The sequence below is a fragment of the Campylobacter sp. FOBRC14 genome, assembly GCF_000287855.1.
GTDB classification, from domain to species: Bacteria; Campylobacterota; Campylobacteria; order Campylobacterales; family Campylobacteraceae; genus Campylobacter_A; species Campylobacter_A curvus.
In genome coordinates this window covers 61,512-78,396 of sequence record NZ_ALJJ01000017.1, presented here as the reverse complement: position 1 = coordinate 78,396, position 16,885 = coordinate 61,512, and the positions used below count along the sequence as shown (strand labels likewise).

Sequence of the window (16,885 nt, the reverse complement as noted above, 5' to 3'; positions counted from 1 at the left end):
TCATCCTTTTATTTTATCTAATGCCTGAGCAAGATCGTCTATTAGATCGTCGCTGTCTTCAAGCCCGATGTGAAATCTCACAAACGGCCCTCTCTTGCTCCAATCCGTTGCCGTCCTAGGCGGAACGGTAACCGTAGCCAAGCTCTCATATCCGCCCCAAGAAGCGCCGATAGAGAAAAATTTAAGATCATCTACAAATTTTATTGCCTTTTGCCTGTCGATACCGTCTGCAAATTCTATCGTGATCATGCCGTTTGCGCCTTTGTGATCGCGCACGAAAATTTCATGATTAGGATGGGTTTTTAAAGCGGGATAAAATATCGTTTTTATCTCTTTTCTGGTTTTGAAAAATTCTACCACTTCTTTGGCGGATTTTTCGTGAGCTTTAAATCTCACTCCAAGTGTTCTCATACCGCGCAAGACAAGATATGCGTCATCCGGACTTGCCGTGAAGCCGAAAATTTCAGGAAGTTTGTTGAAATTTTTCCACTCTTTTTCGTTTATTATGACCGCCCCCATAGTAAGGTCGCTGTGTCCGCTTAGGTATTTCGTAGCAGCGATGACAACTATATCGACGCCAAATTTCATAGGATTTAGCAAATACCCTGAGCTATACGTGCTGTCGATCGCAACTGGGATATTATGAGAGTGTGCGATTTGGCATAGCTTTGGCAAGTCGATGATCTCATAAAGTATAGAGCCGGGGCTCTCGCATAAGATGAGCTTTGTGTTAGGCTTGATCTTTTCTTCCACATCGCTCGCGTCGGCTTTTATAAAATCAATTTCAATGCCAATCTTTTTTAAAAAATTTTCGCATATCGCCCGCACCGGTCCGTAGATGGCGTCTGTTATTATGAAATGAGCGCCGCTAGCGGCGTAATTTAATAAAACCATGGCTAGCGAAGCAAGTCCGGTCGGGAAAAGCTGCGCTCTATAACCGCCTTCAAGCTCGCAAAGAAGCTTTTCAAGCTCGAAATTCGTGCTTGTGCCCCTTGCGCCGTAGCTCAAAACTCGCTCGCTCTCACGCGCTTTTCTGGTCGCTTGCCAAGCGTCGTGATTTTTAAAAAGTATCGTCGAAGCCCTCATAATGCAAGGATTTACCGGTCTAACGTCAAGTGTCTCATCTCCTCTGCCGATATGAGTGAGTTTGGTATCTATTTTCATTTTTTCTCCTTTATAAATATATAAACGTCATGACTAAATTTGTAATACCAGCTACTATCATAGGCAGAGCCGTTCTTTTGACGACGGCAAAGGGGCTTACCTTAGCGATAGAGGCAACTGCGATGATAGCCGGAGCTATCGGCGACATACATCTGCCAAAGCCAGTCATCACTTGAACCGGCAAGATGATAGATATAGTTTCTATATTAAACGACTTGGCGATGCCAGGTATTAAGTCCGCAAAGCTAAAAAACGCAGCATTTCCAGAACCCATTAAAAATGCACTCACCGCTAAAAGTAGCGATACGAAGACGATGATCGCAAATACGCCAACTCCCATGTCTTTGGCAAAATTTATCAATGTATCTACAAAGCCGACCGCCAAAAGACCGCTGGCAAACACTTGACCGCACACGATGAGAGAAACCGTTATGACAAAAAGATGCCCCATGCCCTTAAAAAAGATCATTATGGAATTTAGCGTCTCTATGAGGTTTTTATATCTGACGCACTCAAAAACTATCGCAATACCGGTCGAAATAAGCATCGCAACGGGAACATTCATCTTTATAGGACTGCCAAAAATTTTGCTAAATCCTAAAATCAAAACGATCGGAACGATCGGCAGCACGGCGTAGACCAAAGGCGGCTTTTTAATCTCTTTTTCGCCCGCTTCTTTTAGATATTCTTCCACGCTAGCGGCGTCAAAGACAAAATTTTCCTTTTTGTCGAAGTATTTTTGAGAAAAATATATCGTAACGGCGACCGCGATTATTATCGGTATGGTCGTGGATAGCTGATAATGCACAAAATATGCCGCAGGGTCTATGCCAGCGACTTTTGAAGCGTAAATCACGTTTCCACTTCCCGGACCATGGTCTATAAACTGGCAAGCACCGATGACTGAAAGTGCGGATAGTTTGCTAACTCCCGTTCTAACCAAAATCGGATAAAGCGTTACCATTAACAGCAGAGCAAGCCCTGCATGCGAAGGGATAAAAATAACGATCACCTGCACTACAAAATAAGACGCTACGAGTAAAATGTAGGGATTCGTAACCTTTTGAAGCGGTTTTTCAAATACTTTAAATAAAGAGTAGCTGGCTCCGACGTGATCCATATACGCTGAAAAACCGGCTATACACATTAACGTCAAACCAAGCCCGGCAAGTGTGGAGGACATTTTTTGATTGACGACTTCAAATAGATCGAAAAAGGTTAAATTTAGACTTTTCTTAGGATCTATTATATCGCCTAAGCCAAATATAGCCGCGCAACTTAGCAGCAAAAGACCGCTTATCAGCAAAGCCGCCTGCGCGTTCATTTTCTTATACAGCATAAAAATAAGAAATGCAATTACTAAAAACGCAATGATTAGTCCAAACATTTTTTGTCCTTTAAATTTTTAGTATGCAAGCTAGTGGCTCAAGCCACCAGCACCAAACTATCCTCTAAATGCGATGGCTTCGATCTCCACTAGAGCTCCTTTTGGTAAATCCTTTACGCCAAATGCGCTTCTTGCAGGATACGGCTCGTTAAAAAATTTCATGTAAATTTCATTCATCTTTGTAAAATTTGCAATATCGCTTAAAAAGCAAGTAGTCTTCGCGACATTAGCAAGACCTAACCCCAATTCCTCTAGCACAGAGGCTAAATTCTCAAGCGATTTTTGTGTTTGAGCCTCTATACCATCAACTAACCTGCCATCACTATCCACCGGTAACTGACCCGATATAAAAATAAAATCTCCACAAACCCTGTATGTGCTATATGGCCCGATCTTTAAATTATCACTCACTATCTATCCTTTATAATAAAGTATTATTATATTTATAAGAATTTTATAGCAATTAAAATAAATTTTTATTGAAATTTAAAAATTTTGATATAAATTTATTAGTATTTTTTAATGATTTTTTATATTATTGAGTATATTGACGTTTTTTGGGTATATTTGGGTATTATAATAATTTTTTATTATATTTTAAAGTTTACTTTTTTTGATTTTTTTGTAGATATCGATAAACGCTTGGCTCTGAAATATTTAGATATTTTGCTACCTTTGGAATCGCACCTTTTATATTAAAAATGCCACTTTTATAAAGCATTTTGATACATTTGGCCCTATCTTTTGGTTTCAAATTTTCTATATTTAGATTATATCTTTCAAGAGTATCGACAATAATTTCTTCTACGCTTTGGCTTAGTTGCTCTATCGCATCTTGCTTTGCATCAAGGCTAACTAAATTACCAAGCCTCAAAATTTCATTTGATAGTTTTTCAAATTTTGTCCCGTCGTAGTTGATACATAGCATGCCCTCGATCTTATCGCTATCTTTGATAAAAAACGTCGAGCCGTTTATTTTTAAATTCTGCTTCGTTTTCGCTTTATAGTTTATGAGATAATCGCTCTCTAAGTATTTTTTATTCTGAATTAACTCCAGCGCAAAACCTGTAAGCGGGGAATTTACACTTCTGCCACTGATGTGAGAATTCTCTATCGCTATTACACTTGAGCCGTCATCGCTTATATCATGCAATACTACTTCATAATTCTCACCAAGTACTCTACCTAAAAAATGGACTAATTTTTTATATCTATCCTTTAAAATTGTATTCATCTTAAACCTCTCAAAAGCCTTTTTTGCAAAATAATTACAAAACAATCCTCGCCGGTACGCCGTAAGCTTTCACGTCGCTTGGTATATCGCGCACGACGACGCTTCCTGCACCTATGATCGTGTCAGAGCCGATATTTACGCCTTGTATCACGCATGAGCCTATGCCGATGTGCGTCCGCGCGCCAACATGCACGTTGCCAGCCAGCGCGGCGTTTGGGCTGATGTGAGCGAATTCGCCGATCACGCACTCATGCTCTATGACGGCGGCGGTGTTTATGATAGCTCCTTGATTTATCACGGCGTGTGCGTTGATGACGGCGTTTGGCATAACGACCGCGCCTTCATAAATTTGAGCACTTTGGCTAATGATTGCGCTTGGGTGGATCAAATTTACGATGTTAAATCCGGCCTCGCTTACCTTTTTACTTAAAATTTCACGTGTCTTGTTCGCTCCTACGGCAATGACGATGTCGGCACGAAGCAGATCGGGGCTAAATTTCAGCCCCGCCGCATCATCTAAAAACACGATCTCATCGTATCCGACTGCACGCGCGATATCAGCGACCACCAGCCCGTGTCCGCTCGCTCCGTAAATGTAGATCCTTTTAGTTTTTGCCATTAAATTTCTCCGTCGTCGCCATCCCCTCTTTGCTGACTCCGCTTCGTTTTAGCACCTTTTGTATCGTAAGAAGCGCGATCTTTACGTCAAGCGCGAAGCTTAGCTCACGCACATATTGCGCGTCGTATTCAAATTTTTTCGCCCAGCTGATCGCATTTCTGCCATTTACCTGCGCCAGTCCCGTGATACCCGGGCGTACATCGTGGCGCGTGGCTTGCTCGGGGGTGTAAAGGGGCAGGTATTCAATAAGTAGCGGGCGGGGTCCGATGAAGCTCATATCGCCTTTTAGCACGTTAAAAAGCTGTGGAAGCTCATCAAGGCTGAGCGAGCGGATAAGCTTGCCAAATCTATTCAGCCGCATTTCATCGGGTAGTAGCTCGCCGTCTGTGCCGCGCTCGTCGCTCATCGTCTTAAATTTATAAATTTTAAAAATTTGTGCGTTTAGACCCGGGCGAGCCTGCGTAAAAACGACATCGCGACTGATCTTAAAGTAGATAAATATCGCCGTCACCACCATAAAAGGCAGCGTCAAAACGATGAGAAAAATCGCGCCCGAAATATCCAAAAATCGCTTGAAAAAAGCCCTATACATCGATAAATTTCCTGTAAATTTCAATATATTTTTTGGCGATCTCTCGCTCGTCAAACTCTCGCACCGCCATCTCGCGCCCGTTGCGCCCCATTTGAGCCGCCAAATTTTCATCATTTAGCAAAATTTCGATCTTCGCCGCCAGATCGCGCGCATTTCGCACCTGACAAAGCAGTCCGTTTGCGCCCTCTATCACCGCTTCGTTGCAGCCCTCTACATCGCTAGCCACGACCGCGCGCGACATACTCATGGCTTCTAGCACCGTTCGCGGGAAGCCCTCTTTGTAGCTTGGCAGCACGAGCATATAAGCGGCCTTCAAAAGCTGCGGGATGTCATCGCGTGCGCCCAGATAACGCACATTGCCACCGTTTAAAAATTTAAGATCGGCTGTGCTTTTGTTGCCGTCAAAGCCCTCGCCCACAAAGACGAATTCGCAATCCGCGCGATCTTTTAAAATTTGCGCCGCTTCGTAAAATTCTCTCACGCCCTTGTGCCACATCGCCCGAGCGATCATCAAAACGACCTTTTTATCGCCTAAATTTGCCGCCTCGACGCGACTCTCGTCAAATTTAGCCGTATCCACGCCCACGCTTTTTACCTTGAAAATTTTCTCCTTTGCGATGAGTCCGCGTGAGAGAAAATACGCAGGATCGGCGTCATTTACGAAAATGCACGCGTCAGCCTTTGCGAGCGAAATTTTATAAAGCCGCTCCAAAACGAGCCTGATGACGCGTGTCTTGAAATCATCGTCGATGTAAAAGCTGCCAAGCCCCTCGATTAAATTTATCACGCGCTTTATGCCCGCGCGCTTTGCGGCAAACGTGCCAAAGACGTTTGACTTGTGTGCGCCCGTTTGCAGCAGGTCTAAATTTAGCCCGCGTAAAATTTCGCTTAGTTTTTTTGAGTTTTCAAGCACTACAAACGGATTTAGACTGGCTCTGTCAAGCTCGTAGGTGACGGCATTAAATTCGCTCGCCAGTGCCTTTGTGTAAGCACCCTTTGGAGCGATGGCAAACACTTCGTGCCCGAGTGCCTGCAAAGCGCGCATTATCGGGCTTCTAAAAAAGTAAATGCTCATATCGGCGTGAGATAAAAATCCTATGCGTGCCATATCACCTCTTTAGTCTATAAACCTTTGCTGCGCCGCTTAAAATCACAGGCTCAAAAAGCCTCTCGTCATATCGCTCGAGCACGAAAAGCTGGATATAGGCGCTATTTAACATGCTCTCATCAAGGATCAAGAAGCGTCCGTAATCGCGCATGAAAATGACGTAAATTTTAGAATTTTCATCGTTTTTATACTCTTTTACGTTAAGCCTGCCCTTCTCATCGTAGCTAGTCTCGATGAACGCAGCCAAGCTCATCTTCATGCCGTTGTAGCTAAGCGTGCTTACATCGCTTGAAAGTACGAAGCCGTTGCCTAAATTTATCCCTCTTTCATCCTGCGCGATCGCGCTTGCGATGAAAAATATCCCCTCGGCATGGCTCTTGCCATTTTTTAGATCGAGCCTACTAAACTGCAGTATCGTAGGGAAAATATAAAGCATACGGTCCGGCAGATAATAATAAATCTCGCGTGTTTTAGGCGGTAAGCTTAAATTTTCATCTTTAAGACCACTTAAAAACACATTCACATCGCTGATATTTCTATCCTCTAAAATTTGCGTCATATTCGAGGCGAAACGCTCGTTAAATTTACGCTCGGTGTATTCTACCTCGAGGCGCGCCATGTTTGCCGAGCTCGTCTCGTCGCTTCCAAGTGCATAGCTAACAGCGTAGTTGTCACGTCCAAGATGCTTACCGCCGTCTATTAGAGTCTTGACATCGGCGTAATATCGTATCGGATATCCATAATCCCACCACGCAAGCACGTAGTCCTCGCGTCCGGCGATGCCTTTTAGCTTGTTTAAAATTTCGACCTCGCTCCTGCTAAAAACTGGCGAAGCTTTGTAGTTATAGATATGACTTAGTGCCGGCAGCAGCGCAAGTGCGGTGATGATACAATACGCAGCGTTGAAGCCAGAGGGCTTTAGCTTTAAAATTTCAAGAAAATAAACGATGAAATACCCAAACCCTATCGCCATCACAGGCACGGCGTAAATCGTAAATCTAAGCCCGCCTTTAAGCGCTAAAAAGCCCAAAAATAGCATACCAAGCGTAACTAAAAACGAGCGATGCTTCACGCAAAGCATGATGACGCCCGCCAGCGAGACGAGAAAGGTCAGCGCGCTCGAGCTGATACGCTCGCAAAACAGCTGCAGATCGACGATGCCCGACTCTTGGATAGTTTGATTCACATTAAAATATTTAAAACTGACGCCAGCACTCTCGGGCACGGCTCTAAAAACGTAAAATTTAAGCTGGAAGATTATCGGATTTAGCCCGCCTCCTATAACAAAAAGCGCAAACGAGACCGCCAAAGCCGCCAGGATAAATTTGAAATTTAAAAGCTCTTTTTTAAACAAAACACCAAGATAAAAGCCAAAAACGAGCAAAATTTTGACGTAAATATCTATGTTCGTGATAGATAAAACGAGCAAAACGAGCTGTGCGTAACAGGCCCGATTTCTACGCTCAAAAATAAGCGTATAGACTAAAAATATCCCCGCACTCACGCTTATCAAAGAAAATGCGCTCGCATACCACCACATATAAATCAGTATGCTGACCGGCGCTATGATGATGCTTGCGGTATCCCTTTTTTCAAGCACGCGCACCAAGCCCCAAAGCATGAAGACGCTAAGAGGGATGATGAGCATGTCGGTGTCATAATATCCAGCCATCGTGCGGTTGTAGTAGCTGTCTGCGATAGAGCCTAAAAGTGCGGCGATGAGGCCTGCTTTTGGGTTTTTGTATTCAAGTGATATGAGAAGTATAGGTATGACGACTAGCGAGCTGAAAAACACACTCATATAAAGCATCGCGGCCTCTAGCTTGACGCCAAAAATTTTCACTATCCAATAAGTCAGCGTCGAGAGCGGATAGCCAAAATAGCTTAGGTCGTTTGGCTGGTGAAAGCCTGCGAGCATATCGCGTGCACCTTCGGCAAACGCGTAGCCGTCATTGGTGCTTATCATCAGCTCGCCGTTCCAAAAAAACGATGAAAATTCGCTCGCCCAAACGACCCAGTAAAGGCGACAAACCACGCTGAAAACAAAAGCGATCGCTATCAGTAAAACGCTTTGCTTTGAAAGGTGAAAATTTTTAAAATATGAGCTAAAACCCTCTTTATCCATCATCATTTTCCAAAAATTTTATAAGTTTTTGCGCGATTTGGGCGCTATCAAACGATTTTGCGCGATTATACGCAATCTTTTCAAAATTTTGCCTTATTCGCTCGTCCTCAAGCGCTATTTTCATCGCATTTTTCATCGCTTGCTCATCATCTACGGGCGTCAAGATGCCAAACTCATCATCGCCAAGCAGCTCCCTTGCACCGCTTTGATGATCGGTCGAGATTACGAATTTTTCGCACGCCAAGGCCTCCAGTAAGACATTTGAAAAGCCCTCGAATCTCGAAGCGCAGACGAAACACGAGGCGTTTTTTATAAATTTAAAAGGATTTTTGTCAGTGCCAAGCAGCTTCACGCGTTCATTCACGCCAAGCTCATCGATCAAATTTTGCAGCTGCTCTTTTAACGGCCCTTTGCCAAGTATGCCAAGAGTGGCGCGAGGATCGCTAAAAGAGGCTATTATACTAATCAGCATCGCTTGATTTTTACCGCTGTCAAGCCGCCCGATATTTATGAAAAACGGCCTAAATTCCCCCTCGAGAGGCTCGTTTTCGAGCTGCTTTATCGCGCTTAAATTCAGCGCATTGTAAAGTATCTTCGTCTTGCGCTCGTCGCAGCCAAAATTTCGCACCAGATCGTCTGCATTGCCCTGTGCGTTGGCAAGTATCAAGTCGGCCTTATTATAAAGGCTTTTAAGCAAAATTCTATTCACAACCCCGCTGACGCCGTTTTTATAGATCACCGACGGGCAGCTTCGCTCACTTATGACTATGCGCCCCTTAAGCCCAAAAATACGGGCGATGAGAGCGATATAGCAAGGGCGGTTCATCAGCACAAAATGCGTGTCTATGCCTAAATTTTCGCATAGCTTTTTGTATCTAAGAGCTAAATTTGGCAGCGCAAAAAACAGCCTAATAAGCTTACGCACACCGCTTTCATAAGGATCGCTCTTTTCGATGAAATGTATCTTTACCTCGCTTGGCAGCTCGTATGCGATCACTTCGCTCATCAAGACTAGATGCACCTCGTATCTTTGCACCAAAAAAGGCAGCAAATTCGAGACGTTTCGCTCCGCGCCTCCGGGCCCCATCGAATATAAAAATACAGCTAATTTTTTCAACTTTTTACGACCTCGTCTATTAAATTTCGCCATTTTTCCATTATATTTTTTATACCAAATTCGCTCGAATTTCGCACTGCGTTATCCGCGATGCGCTCTATCAAAACCTCATCGCTTAAAAGCGAATTTAGCGCACTGGCAAGCTCGTCCTCGTTTTCATTTTCAAAGAGTATGCCGTCTACGCCGTTGGTTATGAGCTCTCGCCCTCCTACCGTGTCACTAGAAATTCGCGCACAGCCAGACGCTCCAGCCTCTATGAGTACGTTTGAAAGCCCTTCGCTCCTTGAGCTTAGAACGAAAATTTTAGCTTTGGCATAAAGCGGTGCCACGTCCTTTATATGCCCTAAAAATTCGATATCCAGTCCAAGCTCTTGCGCTAAATTTTTTAAATTTCGCTCCTCTTTGCCCTCGCCAGCTATCTGCACGCGCCAACCCTCAAGCAGACTTTTATCAAGCTTTGCAAGGGCCTTGAAATACACGTCGTAGCCCTTGACCGTCTCGAGTCTGCCGACGCTTAAAACGATATTTTGTTTTTGCGCGGGCGCGGCGTCTATGAAAAGGGGATTGTGCAAGATGACGCGCCTTTTTACGAAGTCATAATACTCAAAATCGCTCCTGCTAAGCACGCTAAGCGCATCTACTCTTTTGTAAGCAAGATCGCGTATGAGCCTAAATTTAGCGCTTTTTAGGTATTCGTTCGCGTGATGCTCGGTCGCGATGAGTTTATAATTTAGCCCCAAATTTGCGACCACGCACGCTACGTTCGTCCAGTCTATGAAGCTGATTATCACGTCAGGATCTACACTCTTAAAGCACGCGCGAAGGGCTAAAATTTTCTTGAATTTAGCCAAAATTTTATTTCCACCGTAAATTTTGAGATGATGGAAAACGATATTTGGCGCAAAGTCATAAAATCCCATATCATCTTCAAGCACCGCTATATGCACCTCGTTTTGCCCCGCCAGCTGGGTAGATAGCGCGCTTAGCACGCGCTCTGCACCGCCGTTTCTAAGTGCTGCTATCACGAATAAAATCTTCACTCGCGCTCCTCATCGTCCGCACCGCCTAGTTTAAGCAGCTCTAGCCACTGCTCGTAGATGTTTTGCAGGCTAAATTCATCCAGTCTGGCTCTAGCGTTTTTACAGATTTGCACGCGCCGCTCTTCGTCATCCATGAGCGATCTGACGGCCGCACTCATCGAGTGCACGTCGTTTATCTCGCAAAGTAGTCCGTCAAAGCCGTCCGTAATGAGCTCTGCTGCACCGCTCGTCTTAGTCGCCACCCTGGCGCAGTCAAAATTCATCGCTTCTATCAAGGTATTGCCAAGTCCCTCGTAGATCGAGCAAGATAGCAAAATTTTAGCCCTTTGATAAAGCACACAGATATCAGCGACGTTGCCTAAAAATTTAACGTTTGCACCAAGATGCACGGACAGCTTTTCAAGATCGCTTCTTTGCTCGCCCTCTCCAGCGACTACAAACTCATATCCGCTGTCTTTTAGGTCGGCTGCAACCCTCACGAACATCTCGCAGTTTTTAAGCCTCATCAAACGCCCGACAAAAATGACTAGATTTTGCTTTTTTGACTCTAAATTTTGCGCTTTGTCTGCAAAAAATGGATTATGGATCACGCGGACGTTTTTGTAAAATTTAGCGTAATGCGCGGCGTCGTAGCGCGTTAGCACGCTCATAGCGTCTGCAAACGGATAAAGAATGCGGCGTAAAATTTTAAATATCGCCCTCTTTGGCGCGTCAAAGCTCGTATGCTCGCTCACGATGACAGGCGTCTTTAGCCCAAGCGAGCTAACGATCACGAGCGCGTTCGTGCTATCAAGGAACGAAATGACCGCGTCAAAGCCGCCGTTTTTTATCAGACTCCTAAGCGCAAGCAGCTTATTTAGGCGCTTTTTAAAATTTCCTAAAACACCAAGATCATCTGCGCCTTGGTTTAAATTCACAAGCTTGACTTGTTCGCTAAGCTCGTAAAATGGCGCATTGCTATCAAATTTAGCCAAGCTTACGTCGTGAAATTTCGCAAACTGCGAGGCTATGAGCGAGCAGACGCGCTCTGCACCGCCGCTTCTAAGAGTCGAGATGACAAATAAAATTTTCATATCTCAAACCTTTGCTTTATCCAGACTCGAAGCCTTGAGAGCATCGGTAAAACCGAGCTTGGCAGCGGGCTAAGCAGTAAAAAAATGATAGCTTCTTTGCTTACTTTGACGCTCAGGCTTTTAAAGATCGCGCGATACATCATTTTGTATTCGCCCGCCATTTTGGCGTAGTAAGCGCCGTTTTTATACTGAAGCGCCAAAAATCCCGGCGCATGAACGCTTGCTATCTCGCGGCATAAATCTGCCGTTTTCAAGTAGGCATACGCTACGCTTTTAGCGTGCTTCGAGGCATTTACGGTCGCACTGTCGGCGCGGGCGATGCGGTAGATATAAAGCGGCTTTTTAAGGTAAAACACGCGCTTTTCAAAAAAGCGTATGTAAAGCTCGTTCTCACCGCCAAAACTCTGCTCGTCAAAGTGAAAATCCTCTATAAATTCGCGCGAGAAAAGCTTGAAAAACTCGCCGCTTATACGCCCGCAGTGATAGTCTATCTTACTCATTTCGCCACTTTGTGCGTAAGGGCTACGGCCTGCGACTTTGCCTGTAATGACGCCATCTTTTTCGCATATCGCGTCTGCAAAAACGCACGCATAGCCGCCGTTAAGGCACTCGAAGCACTCTTTGATCGCGCCCTCATAAAGCTCGTCATCATCATCGAGCAAGCAGACAAACTCGCCCGTAACGTTGTCAAAGCCGTTATTTTTGTTGCCGTTGGGGCTTTTTGCATGAGCGCTGTTTTTAAAATATTTCACGCGTGCGTCGTTTGCCGCCTTGCAAATTTCATACGCGCTTTCGTCCGCGCCGTCATCGGTCACGATGATCTCTAAATTTTTATAGCTTTGAGCGAGGGCTGAATTTAGCGCCTTTTTAAGAAGCTCGGAGCGGTTGAACGTGGGGATCACGACGCTTATTAAGGGCTCGTTTCCGCCAGCGCACGTCATATCTTGTATCTTGCTCAAATTTTACCCCTTTGGCTCAAACCTCATCCCTTTTAAAAATTCTCTCATGGCCCATGAAATACTTCTCAAAACGCGAGCAAAACAGGAATTTCAGGCTCTTTAGCCTAGCCTTTAAATTTGGCTTATAGCCCCTGTCGATGCGCTCGGCTTCGATATTTGAGCCACTTAGATCTATCGGATGAGAAAAAATATCGCTAAAATACATCGCCATATCATCTTGCTTCAGCAAATACTCCCAAACATCGGTCGTGCAAAGCGCTCGCTTGTGTATCCGCAGCAGATTTTGCGCGCTTTGCCTAGTCAGGACGTAGGCTCCCGCCCTATAAATACTAGAATGCGAATACTTTGAGACCAGCCAAAGCTTGGTATTTTCAAGGTTTGCGTTTAAATTTACCCTCTTGCCAAATGCGCTAAATCTACCCGCCAGCCCGTCTTGGCAGCCGCAAACGAGCAGTGAATTTTGAGGTATTTGCTCCGCCAGCTCAAACGCCGCCGCTACGCCCACGTCATCGCCAATCACGTCATCTTCAAGCACGAGCGCAAATTTAGCCTCGCTCGCCAAAAACGCCTCGTAAGCCTTCACGTGAGAGAGCGAGCAGCCCACTTCTGCCGGGCTTAAAATTTTGCCGTAAGCTCGAAACGAGGGCAAAACATAGCCAAAATACTCCCGCGCGTTCATCTGCCGCCCATCAACGGCGTCGATGAGCCTAAAATCATCGTAGCTTTTGAAGCGCCGTTTCAGGGCTTCGCGCCTTCCCGCATCCTTTGTGAGGGAGATCAAAAAAACAGGATACATCTAACGCCTTTTAAATTTCATTAAAATTTTTTGAGCGACTATGGCGCGCTCGAATTTGTTGAAAAACAGTGCAAACGTGAGTGCGTATCCGCCGCCTAGAAACGATAGCGCGACCATGACAAACTCGCTCCAGCTAGCGATGCTGATAAATTGGCTCGTCCAAAAAAACAACAGCATAAGCGTGGCAAAAACGCATAAATTTTTAAAATAAACGCCGTAAAAGGTCGTGAGCTTCACGCCTAAATTTAGCGCCGCGTTTATGAGGTCAAAGCCCAAGATCCGCACGCTATAAAGCACTGCACCGACGATGACGACGCCGTAAATGCCGTAATGCGTGAATTTCAAAACGCAAATTTGAGCTGCGATCGTGCTAACGCCAAGGATCGTATTTGCGATCGCCGGGCGACGCAGTTTATTCGTCGCACTGTCGAGGTTAAAAAGCGAAAAAACGAAGCTGATAAACACGATAGGCACGAGCGTGATCATCGAAAGCTCGTAAATGAGCGCGATCTCCGCAGCGCTTTTAAACGGTAGCCAAAGCGTGTAAAACTCGCGTCCGAACACGACAAAAATAGCAGCCGGTGCGCTCATCACAAAAGCGACCACGCGCATGGAAAATTTTGCCTCGGCGATTAGTGCAGTCAAATTCGTCTTTGAGTGAAGCTCTACGAATTTTGGCGCAAATATCGCGCTAAGCTGAGCTACGAAGCTCTCTAAGATGATCGGAGCGGCCTTTGCGACCGATAAAATTCCGGTGATGTCGGCGTTTATGAAGATGTTGCAGATGAATAGATCCATGCCGGTCATCAGTATGCGATTTAACGCATTAAAGCTATTCCAAACGCCCGATCTTAGCAGCTCTTTTATCTTGGCAAAGTCAAATTTGGAAAGGCTAAATTTAAGCTGCGGTGTGATGCGCGCGGACATCAAAACGGTGCTGAAAAAGACAAACATCGAGGCTGCGAGCGCGGAAATAGCGATATAAGCGATCATCGGTCTAAAAAAATAAAAAAGCGCCACGATGAGAGCGGCTAGGATCACGCTTGAGAGGGCATTTCTGATGGATAGCAGATAAAGCTTGTTTCGCACGAATGCACACACGGTCAGCACGCCGTTAAAAAGCCCGACGCAAAAATTTATAAAATAAAAAACGAGCGTGAGCCTGACATCGGTCAGTAAATTTTGCGGGACGTTTAAAACGTACTGCAAATTTAGGATAAAAACGCCAGAAAGCAGCGCAACAAGGAGAGAGAAAAATATATTCACGGCTAAAACCGAGGAGTAGTAGCCGTTTGCCCTCTCTATGTCGTCTCTATGCCACTCATAGGCGACGAAGCGGCCACTGACCGAGTTTATCGCGACCGTGATGACGGCTGCGTAGCTAACGATGGCGTTGCTTAGCCCCACAAAGCCGTAAGCCTCGTTGCCAAGGCTTTTTAAGATAAATGGCGTGAGGAAAAAATTTATCCCTATCGAGATGACGAAAACGATGATGGAACTGATGAGATTTATGAGCATTTACTTTAGCAACCTGTAAATTTTAGCCGCTTGATCCAAAACAACAGGCTCAAAAAGCTCTTTGTCGTAGTTTTCAAATATAAAAAGCTGAACAAAAGTCGAGTCAAAGGCCTTTTTCTCAAGTAGTAAAATTCTGTTGTAATTAGCCAAAAATATCACGTAAATTTTAGCGTTTTCATCGATCTTGTTTGCCTTCACATCGAGCTTCCCATCGATATAAGATACCTGATAATACGAATTTATCGGTATTTTCTCACCATTATGCGTTATAAATTTAAAATCTCCAAGCGGCAAGACAAAACCCTCTCCTATATTTAAACCCTTTTCATCGGACGAAAACGGAAAGCCAATATAAATGAGCGGCTTTTCAAACTCTTTCCCAGTCGTTATATCAAGCATCGAAAAGCTAAGTATCTCAGGAAGGATATTTACCATCTCTGGCAAAAGATAGTAGTAAATTTCTCTCGTCTTTGGCGGGAGTTTAAAATTTTTATCTTCTAGCGAATTTAAAAATTTATTGACATCCGTTTGGTTGTAGTCCTTTAGCATTTCAGACAAACCAAATCTAAATTTCTCATCAAACTGCCTTTCACTATACTCCACGTCAAGGCGTGCCATATTTGCAGAGCTGATTTGATCTTGGCTAAGCGCAAAGCTCGTTAGAAAGCTGTATGTGCCTGATTGCCTCCCCGGATCGCTCAGCGTTTTGACATCGGCATAATACTTGATCAAATAGCCATAATCCCACCATGACAGGACATAGTCCTCTCTGCTAGCTTTCGTTTTAAGTAGATCAAGCGCACTTATGGCGCTATTTCCAAGTAGCGTAGGTATATGATAGCGGTAAATATACTCTAAATTTGGCACAAGCGCCAAGCAAGTGCATACCCAAAACAATGCGCCTTTCAACCAAGCCCGTATCTGAAATAAATTCAGCGCAAAATATAAAAAATAACCAAAGCCAAGCGCCGTTATAGGCGTAAGATACATACTAAACCTGCCTCCGCTCACAAAGGCCAGACAGCCAAGCGCAAGCATAGGCATGACAAGCCAAAACGAGCGAAATTTCACCAGCATCAAGACTATACCGATACAAGAGAGCGCAAATACCACGATATGCCCTCCGACATTTACGGCAAAGAGGCTAATACTGGTGTTTTTAACCTCCGCTATCGTTTTACTGACATTGAGAAAATAAAACGTATCGTTTAGTTCGCTAGCTTGTTTTACGAGATAAAAATGCAATTTACTGGATACAGAGCTAAATCCACCAAAAGCCGCAAACAAAGCAACCATAAAAGCTCCGAGGCAAAAAAGCATCTTTTTGCCAAACATTTGAGGCCTTAAGAGCATCAAAACATAAAGCAAGCCTATCATCGCTGCTTTTAAAACAAAAACGAAATTTACGATGGTATCCGCACTATAAGCGTCAAAATCTATAACAGCCATCAGCATAAAGATCATAGCTTTATAGTTCGTCTCGTTTTTCCTATCAAACACAAGCGTATAAAGCAAAAACATAACGATCAAAGCTAAATTTAGCGAATAAGAGCTTTGATACCACCAGTCATAAATCACCATAAATATTGCAGGCAAGATGAAATTTTGGCTTTTTCTATCGACTAGCCTTATGAGCGCCCACACTACAAGTAGCGGCAAAGTCACATTTAGCATATCGCTATCATAATACCCCGCAAGCGTCCTTATATAATATCCCGGAAGTATAGAGGCGATCAAAGCCGCTACGATGCCGACATTTGTAATTTTGTATTCGCGAGCGATCAAGATGATAGGCAGAACGATGAGCGGGCTTAAAAACACACTCATATAAAAGATGATACTTTCAAATTTAAACGGCAAAATTTTAGCCAAGATAAAAGTGAATGTGGGTATCGAGCCACCATACGGGCTAAGGTCGTTTGGCTGATGAAAGCCTGCGAGCATATCGCGCGCACCCTCGGCGTTATAAAAGCCGTCGTTCGTGTTGGTTATGAATTCACCGTTAAAATAAAACTGCTCTATCCCACTAGCCCAATACACCCAGTAAAAACGGCATATCACTCCAAATAAATAAGCCAGCAAAATAAAAGCTAAAATTTGCCTCGATGAGCGAAAATTTGAATTTAAGGCTTGACTATCCACATATTTCCTTA

The 16,885-nt window shown here is 44.3% G+C and carries 15 protein-coding genes; all 15 read right to left on the bottom strand.

Going from position 1 to position 16,885, the window contains the following annotated elements; all coding sequences use genetic code 11:
- The 15 genes from HMPREF1139_RS08660 to HMPREF1139_RS08590 all read right to left on the bottom strand — a co-directional run bounded on the left by HMPREF1139_RS08660 (position 1) and on the right by HMPREF1139_RS08590 (position 16,874).
- Positions 1-1,164: a trans-sulfuration enzyme family protein gene (locus tag HMPREF1139_RS08660; RefSeq protein ID WP_009651005.1), complete on the bottom strand. Its 1,164-nt coding sequence runs from the start codon at positions 1,162-1,164 to the stop codon at positions 1-3.
- 10 nt (positions 1,165-1,174) lie between these two features.
- Positions 1,175-2,551 (bottom strand): C4-dicarboxylate transporter DcuC, encoded by a 1,377-nt coding sequence (gene dcuC, locus HMPREF1139_RS08655; protein ID WP_009651065.1) that lies wholly within the window; start codon positions 2,549-2,551, stop codon positions 1,175-1,177.
- A 57-nt stretch (positions 2,552-2,608) separates the two neighbouring features.
- Positions 2,609-2,962: a RidA family protein gene (locus tag HMPREF1139_RS08650; protein ID WP_011991910.1), complete on the bottom strand. Its 354-nt coding sequence runs from the start codon at positions 2,960-2,962 to the stop codon at positions 2,609-2,611.
- A gap of 193 nt (positions 2,963-3,155) precedes the next feature.
- Positions 3,156-3,785, bottom strand: coding sequence for a helix-turn-helix transcriptional regulator (locus tag HMPREF1139_RS08645; protein WP_169767204.1), 630 nt, complete (start codon positions 3,783-3,785; stop codon positions 3,156-3,158).
- A 34-nt stretch (positions 3,786-3,819) separates the two neighbouring features.
- Positions 3,820-4,404: a UDP-N-acetylbacillosamine N-acetyltransferase gene (pglD, locus tag HMPREF1139_RS08640; protein ID WP_009651002.1), complete on the bottom strand. Its 585-nt coding sequence runs from the start codon at positions 4,402-4,404 to the stop codon at positions 3,820-3,822.
- Positions 4,391-4,996 carry an undecaprenyl phosphate N,N'-diacetylbacillosamine 1-phosphate transferase gene (gene pglC / locus HMPREF1139_RS08635; RefSeq protein WP_009651068.1) on the bottom strand — a complete coding sequence of 202 codons (606 nt, stop codon included), beginning with the start codon at positions 4,994-4,996 and terminating at the stop codon, positions 4,391-4,393. The genes pglD and pglC overlap by 14 nt, the downstream gene beginning before the upstream one ends.
- The gene (locus HMPREF1139_RS08630) at positions 4,989-6,104 is read right to left on the bottom strand and encodes a glycosyltransferase family 4 protein (RefSeq protein ID WP_009651019.1); all 1,116 of its coding nucleotides are present in this window, start codon (positions 6,102-6,104) and stop codon (positions 4,989-4,991) included. Before HMPREF1139_RS08630 ends, pglC begins: the two co-directional genes overlap by 8 nt.
- A 1-nt stretch (position 6,105) precedes the next feature.
- Complete coding sequence (locus tag HMPREF1139_RS08625; RefSeq protein WP_034966425.1) at positions 6,106-8,232, bottom strand: STT3 domain-containing protein; 2,127 nt, start codon at positions 8,230-8,232, stop codon at positions 6,106-6,108.
- Positions 8,222-9,346: an N-acetylgalactosamine-N,N'-diacetylbacillosaminyl-diphospho-undecaprenol 4-alpha-N-acetylgalactosaminyltransferase gene (gene pglJ / locus HMPREF1139_RS08620; RefSeq protein ID WP_009651003.1), complete on the bottom strand. Its 1,125-nt coding sequence runs from the start codon at positions 9,344-9,346 to the stop codon at positions 8,222-8,224. The genes HMPREF1139_RS08625 and pglJ overlap by 11 nt, the downstream gene beginning before the upstream one ends.
- A complete protein-coding gene (locus tag HMPREF1139_RS08615; RefSeq protein WP_009651063.1) occupies positions 9,343-10,386 on the bottom strand; it encodes a glycosyltransferase in 1,044 nt (347 codons plus the stop codon). The genes pglJ and HMPREF1139_RS08615 overlap by 4 nt, the downstream gene beginning before the upstream one ends.
- Entirely contained in the window at positions 10,383-11,459 is a 1,077-nt protein-coding gene (locus HMPREF1139_RS08610) for a glycosyltransferase (RefSeq protein WP_009651055.1), read from the bottom strand. The genes HMPREF1139_RS08615 and HMPREF1139_RS08610 overlap by 4 nt, the downstream gene beginning before the upstream one ends.
- Entirely contained in the window at positions 11,456-12,418 is a 963-nt protein-coding gene (locus HMPREF1139_RS08605) for a glycosyltransferase family 2 protein (RefSeq protein ID WP_009650995.1), read from the bottom strand. Before HMPREF1139_RS08605 ends, HMPREF1139_RS08610 begins: the two co-directional genes overlap by 4 nt.
- A 16-nt stretch (positions 12,419-12,434) precedes the next feature.
- On the bottom strand, positions 12,435-13,214 hold the full coding sequence (locus HMPREF1139_RS08600) for a glycosyltransferase family 25 protein (RefSeq protein ID WP_009651013.1): 780 nt from the start codon (positions 13,212-13,214) through the stop codon (positions 12,435-12,437).
- On the bottom strand, positions 13,215-14,732 hold the full coding sequence (locus tag HMPREF1139_RS08595; RefSeq protein WP_009651072.1) for an MATE family efflux transporter: 1,518 nt from the start codon (positions 14,730-14,732) through the stop codon (positions 13,215-13,217).
- Positions 14,733-16,874, bottom strand: a complete 2,142-nt coding sequence (locus HMPREF1139_RS08590; protein WP_009651080.1) for an STT3 domain-containing protein — start codon at positions 16,872-16,874, stop codon at positions 14,733-14,735.
- Between the last annotated feature and the right edge of the window lie 11 nt (positions 16,875-16,885).